Source organism: Taklimakanibacter deserti (assembly GCA_003574785.1).
In genome coordinates this window covers 24,702-39,806 of the sequence record QORU01000019.1, presented here as the reverse complement: position 1 = coordinate 39,806, position 15,105 = coordinate 24,702, and the positions used below count along the sequence as shown (strand labels likewise).

Annotated in this window: 16 protein-coding genes; 7 read left to right on the top strand and 9 right to left on the bottom strand. The window is 63.4% G+C overall.

Annotated features, from left to right (window positions below):
* Positions 1 to 40: 40 nt before the first annotated feature.
* Both DS839_RS30795 and DS839_RS30790 read right to left on the bottom strand, forming a co-directional pair.
* Positions 41 to 1,195, bottom strand: coding sequence for an NAD(P)/FAD-dependent oxidoreductase (locus DS839_RS30795; RefSeq protein WP_119274373.1), 1,155 nt, complete (start codon positions 1,193 to 1,195; stop codon positions 41 to 43).
* 2 nt (positions 1,196 to 1,197) lie between these two features.
* Positions 1,198 to 2,868: an FAD-dependent oxidoreductase gene (locus DS839_RS30790; protein WP_119274372.1), complete on the bottom strand. Its 1,671-nt coding sequence runs from the start codon at positions 2,866 to 2,868 to the stop codon at positions 1,198 to 1,200.
* A gap of 87 nt (positions 2,869 to 2,955) precedes the next feature.
* Between DS839_RS30790 and DS839_RS30785 the strand changes: the two genes are divergently transcribed.
* Genes DS839_RS30785 through DS839_RS30770 form a run of 4 tightly spaced genes read left to right on the top strand, consistent with a single transcriptional unit; the run spans position 2,956 to position 5,345 of the window.
* A complete protein-coding gene (locus tag DS839_RS30785) occupies positions 2,956 to 3,711 on the top strand; it encodes an SDR family NAD(P)-dependent oxidoreductase (protein ID WP_162918915.1) in 756 nt (251 codons plus the stop codon).
* A gap of 60 nt (positions 3,712 to 3,771) precedes the next feature.
* Entirely contained in the window at positions 3,772 to 4,539 is a 768-nt protein-coding gene (locus tag DS839_RS30780; protein ID WP_119274370.1) for an SDR family NAD(P)-dependent oxidoreductase, read from the top strand.
* A gap of 51 nt (positions 4,540 to 4,590) precedes the next feature.
* The gene (locus tag DS839_RS30775; protein WP_119274369.1) at positions 4,591 to 4,893 is read left to right on the top strand and encodes a type II toxin-antitoxin system RelE/ParE family toxin; all 303 of its coding nucleotides are present in this window, start codon (positions 4,591 to 4,593) and stop codon (positions 4,891 to 4,893) included.
* On the top strand, positions 4,890 to 5,345 hold the full coding sequence (locus tag DS839_RS30770; RefSeq protein WP_368912019.1) for an addiction module antidote protein: 456 nt from the start codon (positions 4,890 to 4,892) through the stop codon (positions 5,343 to 5,345). The genes DS839_RS30775 and DS839_RS30770 overlap by 4 nt, the downstream gene beginning before the upstream one ends.
* Here the strand turns inward: DS839_RS30770 and DS839_RS30765 are convergent.
* The gene (locus DS839_RS30765) at positions 5,309 to 6,427 is read right to left on the bottom strand and encodes an NADH:flavin oxidoreductase/NADH oxidase (protein WP_119274368.1); all 1,119 of its coding nucleotides are present in this window, start codon (positions 6,425 to 6,427) and stop codon (positions 5,309 to 5,311) included. The genes DS839_RS30770 and DS839_RS30765 overlap by 37 nt on opposite strands.
* Before the next feature lie 19 nt (positions 6,428 to 6,446).
* Complete coding sequence (locus DS839_RS30760; protein ID WP_119274367.1) at positions 6,447 to 7,409, bottom strand: dihydrodipicolinate synthase family protein; 963 nt, start codon at positions 7,407 to 7,409, stop codon at positions 6,447 to 6,449.
* 103 nt (positions 7,410 to 7,512) lie between these two features.
* Here DS839_RS30760 and DS839_RS30755 point away from each other — a divergent pair, with 103 nt between their 5' ends.
* Positions 7,513 to 8,667, top strand: coding sequence for an NAD(P)/FAD-dependent oxidoreductase (locus tag DS839_RS30755; protein ID WP_162918914.1), 1,155 nt, complete (start codon positions 7,513 to 7,515; stop codon positions 8,665 to 8,667).
* Positions 8,668 to 8,725: 58 nt separating this feature from the next.
* A complete protein-coding gene (locus DS839_RS30750) occupies positions 8,726 to 9,475 on the top strand; it encodes a GntR family transcriptional regulator (protein ID WP_119274365.1) in 750 nt (249 codons plus the stop codon).
* A gap of 37 nt (positions 9,476 to 9,512) precedes the next feature.
* Here the strand turns inward: DS839_RS30750 and DS839_RS30745 are convergent, their stop codons facing one another.
* Positions 9,513 to 10,883: an NAD(P)H-dependent oxidoreductase gene (locus DS839_RS30745; RefSeq protein WP_119274364.1), complete on the bottom strand. Its 1,371-nt coding sequence runs from the start codon at positions 10,881 to 10,883 to the stop codon at positions 9,513 to 9,515.
* A gap of 217 nt (positions 10,884 to 11,100) precedes the next feature.
* On the opposite strand from DS839_RS30745, the gene DS839_RS30740 reads away from it, so the two are divergent.
* On the top strand, positions 11,101 to 11,841 hold the full coding sequence (locus DS839_RS30740; RefSeq protein WP_119274363.1) for a DUF899 domain-containing protein: 741 nt from the start codon (positions 11,101 to 11,103) through the stop codon (positions 11,839 to 11,841).
* A 17-nt stretch (positions 11,842 to 11,858) separates the two neighbouring features.
* Here the strand turns inward: DS839_RS30740 and DS839_RS30735 are convergent, their stop codons facing one another.
* The 4 genes from DS839_RS30735 to DS839_RS30720 form a co-directional block, all read right to left on the bottom strand.
* Positions 11,859 to 12,596: an amino acid ABC transporter ATP-binding protein gene (locus DS839_RS30735; RefSeq protein ID WP_119274362.1), complete on the bottom strand. Its 738-nt coding sequence runs from the start codon at positions 12,594 to 12,596 to the stop codon at positions 11,859 to 11,861.
* Positions 12,562 to 13,263 (bottom strand): amino acid ABC transporter permease, encoded by a 702-nt coding sequence (locus DS839_RS30730; protein ID WP_119274469.1) that lies wholly within the window; start codon positions 13,261 to 13,263, stop codon positions 12,562 to 12,564. Before DS839_RS30730 ends, DS839_RS30735 begins: the two co-directional genes overlap by 35 nt.
* On the bottom strand, positions 13,263 to 13,940 hold the full coding sequence (locus DS839_RS30725; RefSeq protein ID WP_119274361.1) for an amino acid ABC transporter permease: 678 nt from the start codon (positions 13,938 to 13,940) through the stop codon (positions 13,263 to 13,265). The genes DS839_RS30730 and DS839_RS30725 overlap by 1 nt, the downstream gene beginning before the upstream one ends.
* Before the next feature lie 69 nt (positions 13,941 to 14,009).
* On the bottom strand, positions 14,010 to 14,819 hold the full coding sequence (locus tag DS839_RS30720; RefSeq protein WP_119274360.1) for a transporter substrate-binding domain-containing protein: 810 nt from the start codon (positions 14,817 to 14,819) through the stop codon (positions 14,010 to 14,012).
* Between the last annotated feature and the right edge of the window lie 286 nt (positions 14,820 to 15,105).

The window sequence follows — 15,105 nt, the reverse complement described above, 5'->3', positions numbered from 1 at the left end:
GCACCCACTCCCCGACATTGCAAGCGAAACCTGCGCCAACTCACGAAGGGCTGGCGAAACGGTCGGGCGAATAGGGCTTCAGATCCTCGTCCGGCTGCTTTCCGGTCATCGCCTGCGCCACGAGATGAGCCGAGTAAGGCCCGAGCGTGTAGCCGGCATCGCCCGGAATGGCGGCGAAGAGGCCAGGAATTGCCTCGACCGCGCCGAGCACGCCCTTGCCGTCGACGGCGGTGTTGATGCCGGCCCAGTTGCGGATGACATGCAGAGGTGCCAAGCGCGGCACGATATGGCGGGCGAGCGCCAGATTGCCGATGATGCTTTCGAGCTCGACCGTCGGATGGCGCCTCTCCCCCACAAGATGCGCGGGCCACCCGCCGCCAATGACGATCTGCCCAGTGCCGAACTGTTTCAACGTGATCATGCGGTCGGCATGCTGCACCAGATGGCCGATCAACGGCGCCGTCGCTTCGGTAATGTTCATATGCAGCGGCTCGGCTTCTGCCGGAACGTTGATCCCCAGCATCGCCGCCAAGGGCTTGCTGCCCGATGCGGCGGCAAGCACGACTCGCCCCGCCTTGATCGAGCCCCTCACCGTGGAGACCGCAAACGCCGGACCGGCGCGCGCGATCCTGTCGACCGTCGCGCCGGCGATCACCTTGACGCCCGAAGCCAGAAGCCAGCGATGAATGGCGGCGTTGCACAAAAGCGGATTGAGCTTGCCTTCATTGAAGCAGAGCTCGGCGCCCACCACCGCCGGCCCGAAATAGGGCGCGATGCGGTCGAGCGCGGTGCGGTCGAGAATATCGACATCGAGCCCTAATGCGCGCTCGCGCCTCGCCTTCAACTCGAGGAAGTCGAGCTGGTCCCGGCTTTCCGCCACCATGAGACCGCCGGTGAGCTTCAGATCGAAATCGGCGCCGAGCTTACGCTCGAAAGCCTGCCAGAAGGCGACGGCCTTGGGATAGAGCGGCAATTGCCGTTCCATGCCCGGCACGTTCTGCGGATAGAGCCGCATGAAACGGCTCTGCAACTGGACATGGAGGCTGCCGGCATTGGCGTTCGTGCCGCCGATGCGGCCATCGTCGATGAGGGCGACGCCCAAGCCTTCCTCGGCCAGGAAGCCCGCAAGGCATGACCCGACAATGCCGCCGCCAATGACGGCGACATCGATCTCTTCGGGCGGAGAATGACGCATGCTCAGCCGACGAGATCGGCGATGCTGACCGGGCGCGCTGGCGGCCGTGGCGCAAACCCTGAAAATTCAGCGCGCGCGCGGCCGCAGCGCTCGGCCAGCATGGCATCGAGAATCGGCGCGCAATAGCGGCCCTGGCAGCGTCCCATGCCGAGGCGGGTGCGCCGCTTGACGGCGCCGATCGCTTGCAGATCCTCGGCGAGCGCCGTCTCGATCTCAGCCAAGCTCACTTCTTCGCAGCGGCAAATGAGCGTGTCGGACCGGGCGAGCTTCGCCGTCCATGGCGAGGCACGATAGATGTGCCACAAAGCGCGCTGGAAGCGGCGATGGCGCGCGAGATTGGAAGCCGCCTTGGCGCGCAGATCGGCCGCTTGCGTGGTGAGCGCATGTCCCAAAGCGGCAGCGGCGGCGAGCCCCGAAAGCGTGCCTTGCGCCAAAGCGATGCGCACCCCGCCGAGGCCGGTGCAGTCGCCGAGCGCATAGACATGGGCGATGTCGGTAAGTCCATTGGCGTCGCAGCGCGTCACCAGCTGCCGGCGCTCGGGATCGTAGTCGTGACCGGCGCCCAGCATCCGCAGCAATTCATTCGACGGCTCGAAGCCATAGCCGAGGCACAGGACATCGACATCGAACACCTCATCGGAATCGAGCCGGACCCTGAGGCCGGCCTCGATCTTCTCGACGCCGGCGACGACCGTGCCATGCACCATGCGGGCCTTCCCGGCGCGGCGCGCCCAATCATAGCGCAAGCCGTCCCGCACCAGGCCGGGTGCATCGAGAAGCATGGTGAGGAGAGCGCCGAGCGCGCTCAGGCCCGGACGCGGTGCGGCCTCGACCACGGCCGCGACCTCGGCGCCGCCGGCAATGAGCTCCGCCGCCAATTGCAGATTGAGCGGTCCGTTGCCGGCGATGAGCACGCGTTTGCCCGGCAGGCGGCGCGCCATGCGCCACAAGGTCTGCGCCGCTCCCGTCGTCATCACACCGGGCAGCGTCCAGCCGGGCACCGGCCAGCCGCGCTCATAGGCGCCGGTGGCGATGATCGTCGCTTTGGGCTCGAAGCGTACCGTGCGGCCGGCGACGCTCGCGGCGTAGTCATTGGGGGCAAAGGCGCCCCAGACGGTGACGCCCGAGCGCAGCTCGACACCCAGCGAGCGCGCCGCAGCGATGAGTTCTGCCCCTTCGCGATGCTGCGCGTCAGGCTCGGCAACCTCGCCGCCTTCGACCGCCAGTTGCTTGAAAAATTGTCCGCCGGCATGCGCCCGCTCGTCGACGACCGTGACCTCGGCGCCGGCGCGGCGCGCCGCGATCGCCGCCGCGAGGCCGCCGGGTCCCGCACCGATGATCAGAAGCTCCGGCCGCTCCACCGCGATGTCATCGACGGTGACGGGCGGCTTGCCCTCGGGCGCTGCCGCGGCCAGCGGGCGTGCATGCGCCTCGCGCCGCACCTCGAGCGGACGGTCGATGACCGTCATGCAGGCGCGCTGATTGGGCTTGCCGTCGACTTCGACGAGACAGTCCTGGCATATGCCCATGCCGCAGAAGACCGAGCGCTCGGCACCTTGCCGGGTCGTGCGCAACGTCGTGATGCCATGGGCGATGAGCGCCGCGGCCAGGCTTTCGCCAGCCTGCGCGGCAATGCGTTCACCCTCGAAATCGATATGGATGGTCTGGCTCATCGCGCCCCGGAAATGATTTTTTGCGTTCGTAGCACGAACTTGTGTACACTCAACAGCGGCAATTTCGATTCATGATGGGAAATGGCAATGACGGGGCTTCTCGACGGCCGGGTTGCATTGATCACGGGCGGGACGCGCGGTCTCGGACGCGCCATCGCCCAGCGTTTCGCCGAGGAAGGCTGCCGCGGCGCGCTGGTCGATCTTTCCGATGCCAAGACGGAAGGCGATCCGCCTTCGGGCTTCACCGCGATCGCGGGCGATGTCGGCGATGAAGCCTCGCTCGCGGCAGCGGTGAAAGACACGCTTGCCGCCTTCGGCAGGCTCGACATCGTCATCGCCAATGCCGGCCTCGTTCCGCCCTGGCGCGAGACCGAGTCGCTCGACATGGCCGAATGGGATCGCGTCATGGCCGTCAATGTGCGTGGCATCGCGCTCACCCTCAAGCACACGGTGCCGGCGTTGAAGCAGAATGGCGGCGCCATCGTCGCCATGGCTTCGATCAATGCCTTCGCCGCCCATCCGCGCCAGATGCTCTATACGGCGAGCAAGCATGCGGTCCTCGGCATCGTCAGGGCGGCGGCCCGCGACCTCGGCCGCTATGGCATCCGCGTCAATGCCGTGGCGCCCGGCCCGATCGCGACGAATGCGCTGATCGAGCGTATCCGCAATCGCGCACTCGGCGGCCCGTCGGAGGAAGACGCCTTCGCGGCACTCGCCCAGGAGACGGCGCTCGGCCGCCTCGCCACCGCCGATGAGGTGGCCAAGGCCACGCTCTTCCTCGCCAGCGATCTCGCCAGCGGCATCAGCGGCGAATTGCTTCCGGTCGATGCGGGCCTCCCATAGGCTTCCGGTTTGAAGTATACACAGTGTATACTCAATTCGATCGCTGACAAGGAGCCTTAGATGTTCGAACTCACCGACAAGACCGTGCTCGTCACCGGCGCCTCGAAGGGCATCGGGGCGGCGATCGTCGCCGGCCTGGGCCAGGCCGGTGCCAATGTCATCGCCCACTATGGCAGCGACGCCCACGGCGCCCGTGAAGCGACATCGGCCATCCCGTCTGCCCGGGTGAAGCTCATTGGCGCCGATCTCGCCCAGAAGGCTGATGTCGATCGGCTGTGGACGGAAGCCTCGGGCTGGAAAGGGCGCATCGACGTCCTCGTCAACAATGCCGCCGTCATGCGGCTCAAGGGCGGCATCGAGGATGAGGAAGCGGTGTGGGACGAGGTCTGGGACGAGGCGCTCAAGGTCAATGTGCTGGCCCCTGCCCGGCTGATGCGCCATGCGGTCAGGCACTATCTCTCTTCGGGCGGCGGCATATTGGTGACGATCTCGAGCTGGGCGGCGCAGCGCGGTCCCGGCAATCCGGCACTCCTCGCTTATGCCGCCTCCAAGGGCGCCGTGCTCGCCGCCACCAAGGCGATCGCGCGCAACTATGCCAAGAACAATGTCCTCGCTTATGTCGTGGCGCCCGGCGTGGTGCGCACGCGGCTTTCGGAGCAAGCCGCCGCAGCGGCCGGTGGCGAAGCCGCCTTCACCGCCGCGCTCACCATGGGTGAATGGGTGCCGCCCGACGACATCGCAAGCCTGGTCACCTTCCTCGCCAGCGGTTCCTGCAAGCATCTGAGCGGCGCTACGCTCGACGTCAACGGCGCGAGCTATATCCGGTAGGGGGTTGTCGGTTAGACTTGACAATTTGTCAGGTTTAACCTACACGGCTTCGTGGCCACTTTCATCAGAACCCAGGCTTTCGACGACTGGCTGGAAAGCCTGAAGGACCAGCAGGCCCGGACACGCATCGCCGCCCGCATCTTTCGGTTTGAGGAAACCGGACATCCCGGCGATACCAAGCCGGTAGGTGAAGCTGTTCGCGAAATGCGCTTCGATTTCAGCCCCGGTTATCGGGTGTATTACATCGTGCTGAAGCGCACCGTCATTCTGCTGGGCGGCAGCAAGTCCACGCAAGTTACCGATATCGAGACTGCGAAGCAGTTTGCCAGCTACTGGAAAGGTCAAAAGCTATGAGCAACGCAAAGAAGGAAATGCCCGCCGGCGCGGCACTCTCTCCCTTTGACGCCGCAGACTATCTCCACTCTCCCGAGGACGTCACCGCATTCCTCGAAGCCGTGCTTGAGGACTATGACGGCGATTCTCGGGTCATCGTGAAGGCGCTGGGTGTCGCTGCCAGGGCACTGGGCATGCAAAAGATCGCCAAGGAAACTGGCCTCAATCGCGAAGGACTCTATCAGGCTCTGTCCGGCAAAGGCAATCCGAGCTTTGACACTGTGCTCAAGGTCATGAATGCCGTTGGCGTCGAATTCCGACCAAAGCCCATAATCCGCAGCAGCCGGCCTGCAAGCAGTCGCCGTATCCGCAAAGCCAAGGCCAGCCGGAAACAGATCCGCACCCGCCGGACCCCGGCAAAAGCGAAGAAGCGCTCTCAGTCCTCCAGCACTAAAGCGCGGCGCTCGAGATAGAAGGCATATTGCTTCGGCAGCACGCCATAGGGATTGGCGAGGCCGAGGGCGCGCGCCGCGTGATAGACCCAGTTCGGATCGGCAAGCGTCTCGCGCGCCACCGCGATCAGATCGGCCTGCTCCGCTTTGAGTATGGCTTCGGCCTGGGGCCCGTCGATAATGGCGCCCACCGCCATGGTCGGCAGCCGGGTTTCGCGGCGGATCACCTCGGCCAACGGAACCTGGAAGCCGCGCTTCAGCTTGCGCCCCGACAGAGTGACCGAGCCCGAAATGCCGCCCGATGAGCAATCGACGACATCGACGCCGCGCTCCTTGAGCGCGCGCGCAAGAGCGATGCTGTCTTCGATGGTCAAGCCGCCATCGACACCGTCAATGGCGGACAAGCGATAAAACAGCGGCTTATCCCCGGGCCACACGCGACGCACCGCTTCCGTCACCCTGAGCGGCAGGCGCATGCGCTTCTCGAGGCTGCCGCCATAGGCATCGCTGCGGCGGTTGGAGATGGGTGAGAAGAAGGAGTGAAGCAGATAGCCGTGGGCGCCATGCAGCTCGAGAATCTCGAAGCCCGCCGCGAGAGCCCGTCGGGCGGCGGCGGCGAACAGTGCGATGATGTCTTCGATCTCGTCGGGCTTCAGCTCGCGCGGAACGGGATAGCCGTCCTTCTCGGCGATTGCACTCGGTCCGATCGTCGGCCAGGGCTTCTCGTCACCGTCGACCGGCAGGGGCTGCGCCCCGTCCCAGGGCCTCGCCATGCTGGCGCGGCGGCCGGCATGGCCGATCTGGATTCCGGGCATCACGCCATGGGCGCGATGGAGGTCGACGACGCGTTTCAGGCCTTCAATCTGCCCATCCTCCCAGATGCCTGTGCAGCCCGGCGTGATGCGGCCGTCGCGCGCGACCGCCGTCGCCTCGACAAAGACGCACGCAAATCCGCCGAGCGCGAAACGGCTGTGATGGGCGAGATGCCAGTCCTGCATATAGCCGTCGATCGCCATGTATTGGCACATGGGCGACACCACGGCACGGTTCCTGAGCACCGTTTCCCGGATGCGAAACGGGGTGAACAGCAGAGGGGCGGTCAATTGCGATCTTACCTGTCTGTCATTCGGCGGCGATGCCGGCCGGCCTCGATCCGCTTTCGATCTTGTCGACCAAGGCGTCCATCTCGCGAATGACGGCCATGACCTTCGCCACCCGCGCCTCGCCTTCCGAGCCCAGTTCGGCGAAGGTCGTCAGCGGTGCGCGCACGTCGCCGACCGGATAGCCCTGGGCCGCCGCCAGCGCCTTGGAATAGCACTGATGGCCATAGGTCGGGTGGCCCTCCTGGATGATCGCATAGATGCGGTTGATCAGCCGCTCGATCTTCTTGGCGTCCTCCCAGCGCTTCTCGGCGCACCAGTCGCAAATGACGGTCGAGGCGCGCGGGATGTAATTGCCATAGGGGTTCACATAGCCGACGGCGCCATAGAGATAGGATTCGACGATGCGCTGCCCGGCGAAGACATTCATGACACCTTGCGTCTCTTCGACGATGTCATAGACGCGCGCCATGTCCTGGCTCGCTTCCTTGATGTAGCGGATCTGCTCAAAACTCCGCGTCAGGCGGCCGACGAGCTTGGCCGGCATGTCGACATTGGACGTATAGGGGTTGTTGTAGAGCATGATCGGGATCGAGACCTTCTCGCAGATCGCCTGGTAATAGGCGAAGATCTCATCCTCGGTCGGGGTGTAATAATAAGGCGGGATGATCATCAGCCCGTCGGCGCCGAGCTTCTCGGCCTCGACACTGTAGCGCACGGCATTGGGCGTATAGGCGTTCATCGAGCCGACCAGCACATGCATGCGCTTGTCGACATATTTGACCGTCTCCTCGACGAACATGGTGCGCTCATCGTCGGTCAGCGTCAGGAACTCGCCGGTGGTGCCCAAGATGATGATGCCGGGAACGCGTTCCTTGAGCTGCCAGTCGATGAACCGCTTCCAGGCGGGGATATCGATCGCCTTGCCGCCCTCTGTGAACGGCGTGATCGTCACCCCATAGCTTCCGCGAAAATGCTGCGCCATTCTTGGCCTCCGATTGCTGGATAAGGGCCGGAAATCCGGCGTATTTTCTGTTTCCTGCGTGTCGACATGATGTTAACATGAAGTATACAAGATCGCAAAGCCGTTGCAGCAGCAAATTCACAATCGATCGGCCAAAACGGACGTCCTGGTGATCGGCGGCGGCATCGCCGGCACGGCCACCGCCTATTTTCTTGCCCGCGAGGGCGTCGACGTCACCCTGATCGAGGAACACGACCTCGGCACGCTCGCCTCCGGCTCCAATGCCGGAAGCCTCCATGCGCAGATACCGCATCATGAATTCGTGACCGAAGGTGACGCTTGGGCAAAGGGTTTCGCGCCGGTCATCCCGCTGATGCTCGAATCGATCGCGCTGTGGCAGGCGCTCGAAAAGGAGCTAGCCTGCGATTTCGAGCTCGCCCTTCCGGGCGGGCTGCTGGTCGCCGAGACCGAGGCGCAATTGCGAGATATCCGCCGCAAGGCCGAGCTCGAGATCCGGCATGGGCTCGCGACCGAGATTCTGGGGCCCGAGGCGCTCAAGGCGATGGCGCCCTATATTTCCCGGCGCATGGCGGGTGCCGCCTTCTGTCCGAGCGAAGGCAAGATCAATCCGCTCATTGCCGCACCCGCTCTCGCCCGCGCCGCAGCCGAAGCCGGCGTTTCCATCCGGCGGCGCACCCGGCTCGAGGCGCTCAAGGCGGATGGTTCTGATTTCGTCGCGGCGACGAGCAAAGGCGAGATCAAGGCCAAACGCGTCGTCAATTGCGCCGGCGCCAATGCCGGAAGGATCGCCCAGATGCTGGGCTTCGATCTCGACATCCAGGGCTATCCGATCCAGGTCAATGTCACCGAGCCGGTGGCGCCGCTCGTCAGGCATCTGGTCTATTTCGCCGGCGAGAAGCTGACGCTCAAGCAGACGCGGCATGGCAGCTTCCTCATCGGCGGCGGCTGGCCGGCGCAGTGGGACGTGCGCCATCAGCGCCTGGCGGTAAACCCCTCTTCCCTCTTCGCCAATCTCAAGACCGCCGTCACCGTGGTGCCGGCCCTCACCCAAGTGCAGGTGCTGCGCACCTGGCCCGCCATGGTCAATGGCACGGCGGACTGGCGCCCGGTCCTCGGTCCGATGCCGAAAATGCCGGGCTTCTTCATGTGCGTATTTCCCTGGATGGGCCTGACGGCCGGCCCCGCCTCGGCCCGCCTCGTCGCCGATGCCGTGCTCGGCCGGAAGCCACCTGAGAGGTTCGCGCAGTTCTTCGCCTGAGGCGGTTTCCTTGCAAGCTGCCTTGCGATATTTGATATGAGACTGATGGAGAAAGCGGTTGCAAAAACGCGCCCCGACCAAGACGAACGCCAAACCCGCCGGCAAGCGCCGGGCCCGCAGGCCCCGCGGCACCGGAGCCACTTTCGTCTATGACAGCCTGAAAGCGAAGATCCTCAATCTCGAGCTGAAGCCCGGAACGCTGCTCGACGAGACGGAGCTGAGCCGCGAATTCCATCTGTCGCGCTCGCCGGTGCGCGAATCCTTGATCCGCCTGTCGGCCGAGGGCCTGGTCGAGACGCCGCGCAACCGCACCTCGATGGTGTCGCAGTTCGATTTCGCCACCTTGCCCGCCTATTTCGACGCCATGCAGCTCCTCTATCGTCTGAGTGCCCGGCTCGCCGCCCTGCACCGCACGCAAGCGCAATTGAGCCATCTGAAGGAGATCGAGCGCGCGCTCGAGACGGCGCATAAGGAAATGGACGTGATGGGCATCGTCCGCCTCAACCGCGAATTCCACGCGCTGATCGCGGAAATGGGCGGCAATCCCTTCATCTCGAGCTGGATGCGCAGCCTTCTCGACCAGGGCCAGCGCGTCTTCCGCATGTATCTGCACCATTTCCACGACCGCGTGCCGCTGCCCAAGCTCAACCAGCATCTCGCCATGATCGCGGCCATCGAGAAAGGCGACGCTGCGGCCGCGGAACAGGCCGGCAAGGCCGATGCCGATACGCTGATCGACGAGGTCGTGCAGATCCTCGGCCAATTGCCGACCTCGCAACTGGCTCTCGACCTCGGCAGCACGAAGTAGCCGCCGTGTCTACCAATGACCATTGATTTGTTTCCACCTAGTCGAGCTTTTGTGTGACTGCTTCAGCGGGACGGGCAAAGACAGCTTCCATCTCGCGGCGGACACGCACGGCTTCAAGCGTCGGATCGAACTCGACATCTTCCCACAGCAACGGCATTCCGTGCTTGACAGGCTTGAGGACTTTCACCTGGTGGGCAAGTCCCAACGGGAAGGCACCTATGGCAAGACTAGTCTCGGCGGGCATGAGCTTGCCGACCACCGTGTAGCCTCCTTCGCCATCGAGGATCTCGCCAGACCTGAGGTCGCGCTTGGCGGTGGCGACCGCATCTGCCCTAAATGCCGTCGCGCATCCGGTCGGCTCACCACGCAGGCCAACCGCCGCCACGGAGATGCCTAGCTCCAATCCAATCATGTGCCAGCGCTTGTAGAGCGCTCCATAGCGACCGCTCGGATCGGTGATCATGCCATATTCCCCAAAGCAGCGGCGCACATACTCGCTATCGCCTTCGAACACGACAAAGACGCCCCATCGCAAATTGTCGGGTATCTGGCGACCGTCTCTTTCGAGAGAGGAAAGCACCTCGACCTGGCCTTTGCAGTGGAGCTGCCCGCCTTCGGATTTCGGCCGGCAAACAGACGGAATGCTGGTCAGTGAGCTCGGCGGATATTCAAGCCCATTCGGTGGCGGCGCCAGGCCGGTCGCATTGCAGACGGCGGCGCTTTCAATGGAGGGCTTCGATCCATCCAGGAACGAGTTGAACATCCGCGGGTTAAGGCCGCCCAGCCGCGCCTGCTCCTCCGTCAGGCCATAGTGATCCCACACCGTGTCGGGCGTCGAAGCTGCAAAATGCGGCAGCCACTTGTGCCCGCGCCCTGCTGAAACAACAGCGAAGCCGGCTGTACGAGCCCAGTCGACGAGGTCGCAGATCAGCGCCGGTTGATCGCCGTAAGCCAGGCTATAGATGACACCCGCTTCAACCGCTTTGCGTGCAAGAAGCGGTCCGCAAAATGCGTCGGCCTCAACGGTGACATTGATCACATGCTTCTTGGCGGTAAACGCCTTCAATATGTGCCGCACCGCGGCCAGGGGATTGCCGGTCACCTCCACGATGATATCGATCGCTGGGTGAGAGATCATGTCGTCCGGATCATCGCCAACATAGGTGCCGCCGGTCCGAACAGCATGATCGAGGCTCTCGGCGGCGTACCGTTCGGGAGCCCAACCGGTATTCGCCAGCACTTCCCGCGCCCTTGGGACAGATAAATCCACCAGACCTACCAGATGGATTCCCGGTGTTCGCCTGGCCTGAGCCAGATACATGGACCCGAATTTGCCCGCACCGATGACACCGATCCGAAGCGGCTGCCCCAAGGATTCCCGTTGAAGCAACTTACGATGCAAATTCATACTGTTAACTCCCATATGACAGCCGTAACCGGATGCCTATCACTTTGTTGGCGCTCCAAGCCTGCAGATTCGCCGCGCGCCTCTAATCTTCTTTGATTCTCTCGAGCACTTAAACCCATTCGAGCACATCGCAATCCCGTCACACTTGTAACTCCCATCGCTCGATGCCGGCCACCTAATCTATCTCATGACCAACTCACATGAGGAGGAAAGAGCAATGAAGAAGCACATCACCGGGACACGCAAACAGTGGCTCGCCGCGCGGATCGAGCTGCTCAGGGCGGAGAAGGAGCTCTCGCGCAAGAGCGACGAGCTGGCACGGCTAAGGCAGGAGCTGCCGTGGGTTCGGATCGACAAGGAGTATCGATTCGAGACCAATGAGGGCAGCGCCTCGCTTGCCGACCTCTTCCAAGGGCGCTCGCAGCTCCTCGTCTATCACTTCATGTTCGGCTATGGAGCCCGACTCACCGACGAGCGCCAGGGATGCACCGGATGCTCGCTCGTCGCCGATCACTTCGACTGTGTCATCCCCCATTTGAACGGCCGCGACATTACCCTCGTTTGTGCGTCGATCGCTCCGCTCAAGGAGCTCCAGGGCTACAAGCGGCAAATGGGCTGGCGATTCCCGTGGGTTTCCTCGCTCGTGAGCGACTTCAGCTACGACTTCGGCGCCGCCTTCACGGAGGCGCAGCAGAGAAACGGCGCCGACTACAATTACCGGCACGTCGACGAGCCTGAGCCGCAGAAGGAGGGTATGAGCGTCTTCGCGCTCCAGGACGGCGCCGTCCACCACACCTACTCGACCTATGCCCGTGGCGTCGAGGCCCTGATGGGGACCTACCATTTCCTCGACCTCGCGCCATGGAGCAGGAATGAAGATGAACTCGAGTACCCCCAAGAATGGTGGCGCCGCCACGACGAGTATGGCGGACAACAAGGAGACATGGGCACGTTATGACGTGGGAGGTGTCAACGCTAATGCCGCAGGATCTTCCCGAAGAACTCGCGAGCCCGCTCCGTCTTCGGACGGTCGATGAGCTCGCGGGGGGCGCCGGTCTCGACGATCTTGCCCTTGTCCATCATCACCACCTTTGAGGCGACCTCGCGCACGAAGGCCATTTCGTGGCTGACGATCACCATGGTCATGCCTTCGGCGGCAAGGCCTCTCACCGCATCGAGCACTTCGTTCACCAATTCCGGATCGAGAGCGGAGGTCACTTCATCGAGCAGCAGGATTTCGGGCTTGAGCGCCAGCGCGCGAGCGATGGCGACACGCTGCTGCTGGCCGCCCGACAGCTGGTCGGGATAGGCGGCGTGCTTCTCGGCAAGGCCCATGCGGGCGAGGATGCGGCGCCCCTCTTCTTCCGCCTCGCGCCTCGGGCGGCCCTTGATCTCGACCGGTGCGATCGTGATGTTGCGCAGCACATTCATGTTCTGGAACAGGTTATATTGCTGGAAGACGATGGCCATGCGGTCGCGCGCCGCCCGGACGCTCGCCTTGCTGTGATAGTCGATCTCGCGGCCATCGACCTTGACGGCGCCGGCCGTCGGCAGCGTCAATCCCATGAGCACGCGCAGCAAGGTCGACTTGCCGGAGCCCGACGGCCCGACCAGGCAGACGACCTCGCCCTTCTCGACGGAAAGGCTGACTCCCGACAGGACTTTGAGATGAGCGTAGTCAGCGCTGAGGTTTATGATGTCGAGATGCGGCAAGACGTTTCTCCAGCCAGGCGCCGAGGCGCGTCAGGGGATAGGACATGAGGAAATAAAGCAGGGCGATCGTCCCGAAGACAAGGATGCCGGAGAAGCCCATATTGTTCAGCTCCTTGCCGCGGAAGGTGAGCTCGAAGACGCCGACCTGCGAGACGAGCGAGGTATCCTTGATGAAGCTGATCATGAAGGCAACGGCAGGCGGGATGATGACCGGCCAGGATTGCGGCATGATCACCCGGGTCAGCGTCTTCCAGCGGCTGAAATTCATCGCCAGCGCCGCCTCGATCTGCTGGCGCGGCACCGATTCGAAGCCGCCGCGGATGATCTCGGCGGTATAGGCGGTCGAATAGATGCAGATGGCGACGACGGCGATCAGAAAGAGCGAAGCATTGTCGACGAAGACGGCGATGAAGAACAGCACCAGATAGGTGATGACCAGGAAGGGGATGCGGCGGAAGATCTCGACATAGATGATCGCCAGAAGCCGCAAAGGCGCCGCCCACCAGCCCGGCGTCTGGCGCAGATAGACCAGGAGGAATGCGAGCAGGAAGCCGAGGGTGCAGCCGATGAAAGTCAAAGCCAGCGTCATCCCCACGCCCTGCGCCAGGAAGGCCAGGTTCTCTGGGCTAAAGAATCTCGGCAGTTCCCTGATGAGCCGCTCGAGCATCAGAAGATCTTCGCCTTGACGCGGAAGGCCCAGCGCCCGATGAGCGCCAGCGAGATGCTGGCGATGAGCGTCAGCACCACATAGATGCAGGCCGCGACGATGAACATCTCGAGCCAGCGGTAATTCTCGGTCGAGAGATTGATGGCCTCGCCGGTGAGCTCATTGACGCCGACCACGGCGCCGATCGACGTGCCCATGACCAGGATGACGATGAAGAAATTGGCGATCGCCGGATAGATGGTCTTGGCGATATGGGGCACGATCACATAGCGGATCTGCTGCGGCAGCGAGAAGCCCAGGGTCTCGGCCGCCTCGAGCTCGGTCGCCCTCACCGACAGGAAGCCGGCGCGCATGATCTCGGTGAGGTAAGCGCCGGCATTCAAGGTGAGTCCGATCAGCACGCAAGTGATGTTGCTCCAGCGGATGCCGAATTCCGGCAGGCCGAAATAGAGGAAATAGATCTGGATGAGCGCCGGGGTGTTGGTGAAGAACACCACATAGGCCTGCGCCAGCCAGCGGACCGGGCGGCTGCCGAAGGTCTTGAGCGCGGCAAAGAACAGTCCGATCAGCGCCCCGCCCCAGAAGGTGATGACGCCGAGCTCGAAAGTGAGCAGCGCGCCTTGCAGGAGCTGAGGCAGGCCGTCGAGCGCCACGCCGAACTGGAATGTGTAATTCATCCCCTGTCGCCCATAATAGGCGCGGCGGGCCTCCGGTGACGGAAGCCCGCCGCCTCATCATCGTTCATATCAGAAATACGGGTTGGGCGTGATCTTGACCAGCATCGGGGTGCCGTACCACTTTTCCCAGGCCTGGTTGACGGCGCCGCCGCTATGCAGGTTATAGAGCACGATGTTGAGCGCATCGCGCAGCGGATAGTTGCCGCGCTGAACGCCGATGGCGCAATAGGCGACATCGATCGGGTTCGGCAGCGTCTTCCACTTCACATCGGGAAAATTCTTGGTCTGCGCCATGAAGAAATCGATGTTCTCGATGATGGCGTCGGCCCGGCCCTGCGCCACCAGGCGGACCGTGTCGGCGATCGTGTCGACCAGTTCCACCTTGGCGTTCGGCAGTTCCTTCTTGAGATAGTCGACCGTCCAGTTGCCGCGCATATTGGCGAGCGTGTATTTCGAGTCGTTGAAGCCTTTCCAGTCATCGAGCGTGATGGCTTCGGTGGTCAGCACCGCCAGCACTTCGGTGTGCAGCGGCACGGTATATTCGATGAGCTTGGCGCGCTCGGAATTGCGGGTGAGCGCCCCCAGCGACAGGTCGATCTTGTCGGCGACGAGGTAAGGCACGCGCTGCGCCGTCTCGGTCGGGACCCACTCCACCTTCACCTTCAGCGCTTCCGCCAGCTTGTTGCCGATATCGATGTCGAAGCCTTCCCATTCGCCGCTGGCATTGCGGGTGCTCATGGGCGGGAAATTCGGGTTGATCCCGATGCGGATCGTCCCTTCCTTGATGATGTCGTCGAGCGAGCGTGCCTCGGCCATGCCGACCATCGCGACAACGGCCAAGAGCGCCGCCACGCAGCGCAAGAATATGCCCTTCAGCATTATGTACCCTCCCTGTGGAACCGAGGCGGGCTCAGGCCCGCTCGCGACGGCAGCTTACGAGGATGCCGGCTTGAACTAATGTTCGCGCAACGCAGCGCCTTAGTCAACAGTATACTAGAAGTATGCAAACTTTCTCGGGCGCTTTCGGGCCGATTTCAGCAGTTCGCGAGGCGCACATTTCACCCTCGCCCCTCGAAGAGGGGAGAGGGTGGGGCCCATTGCGCAGCAATGGGAGGGTGAGGGGCCTCTCGCTGATTTTCTGAACTCAAACTCGTTGTCGGCATCC

Coding starts and splice junctions, on each gene's coding strand:
- DS839_RS30790 (WP_119274372.1), bottom strand. CDS start 2,868: ATGAGCCAGACCATCCATATCGATTTCGAGGGTGAACGCATTGCCGCG.
- DS839_RS30760 (WP_119274367.1), bottom strand. CDS start 7,409: ATGGCGCAGCATTTTCGCGGAAGCTATGGGGTGACGATCACGCCGTTC.
- DS839_RS30780 (WP_119274370.1), top strand. CDS start 3,772: ATGTTCGAACTCACCGACAAGACCGTGCTCGTCACCGGCGCCTCGAAG.
- DS839_RS30725 (WP_119274361.1), bottom strand. CDS start 13,940: ATGAATTACACATTCCAGTTCGGCGTGGCGCTCGACGGCCTGCCTCAG.
- DS839_RS30745 (WP_119274364.1), bottom strand. CDS start 10,883: ATGAATTTGCATCGTAAGTTGCTTCAACGGGAATCCTTGGGGCAGCCG.
- DS839_RS30795 (WP_119274373.1), bottom strand. CDS start 1,195: ATGCGTCATTCTCCGCCCGAAGAGATCGATGTCGCCGTCATTGGCGGC.
- DS839_RS30785 (WP_162918915.1), top strand. CDS start 2,956: ATGACGGGGCTTCTCGACGGCCGGGTTGCATTGATCACGGGCGGGACG.
- DS839_RS30730 (WP_119274469.1), bottom strand. CDS start 13,263: ATGCTCGAGCGGCTCATCAGGGAACTGCCGAGATTCTTTAGCCCAGAG.
- DS839_RS30770 (WP_368912019.1), top strand. CDS start 4,890: ATGAGCAACGCAAAGAAGGAAATGCCCGCCGGCGCGGCACTCTCTCCC.
- DS839_RS30720 (WP_119274360.1), bottom strand. CDS start 14,819: ATGCTGAAGGGCATATTCTTGCGCTGCGTGGCGGCGCTCTTGGCCGTT.
- DS839_RS30740 (WP_119274363.1), top strand. CDS start 11,101: ATGAAGAAGCACATCACCGGGACACGCAAACAGTGGCTCGCCGCGCGG.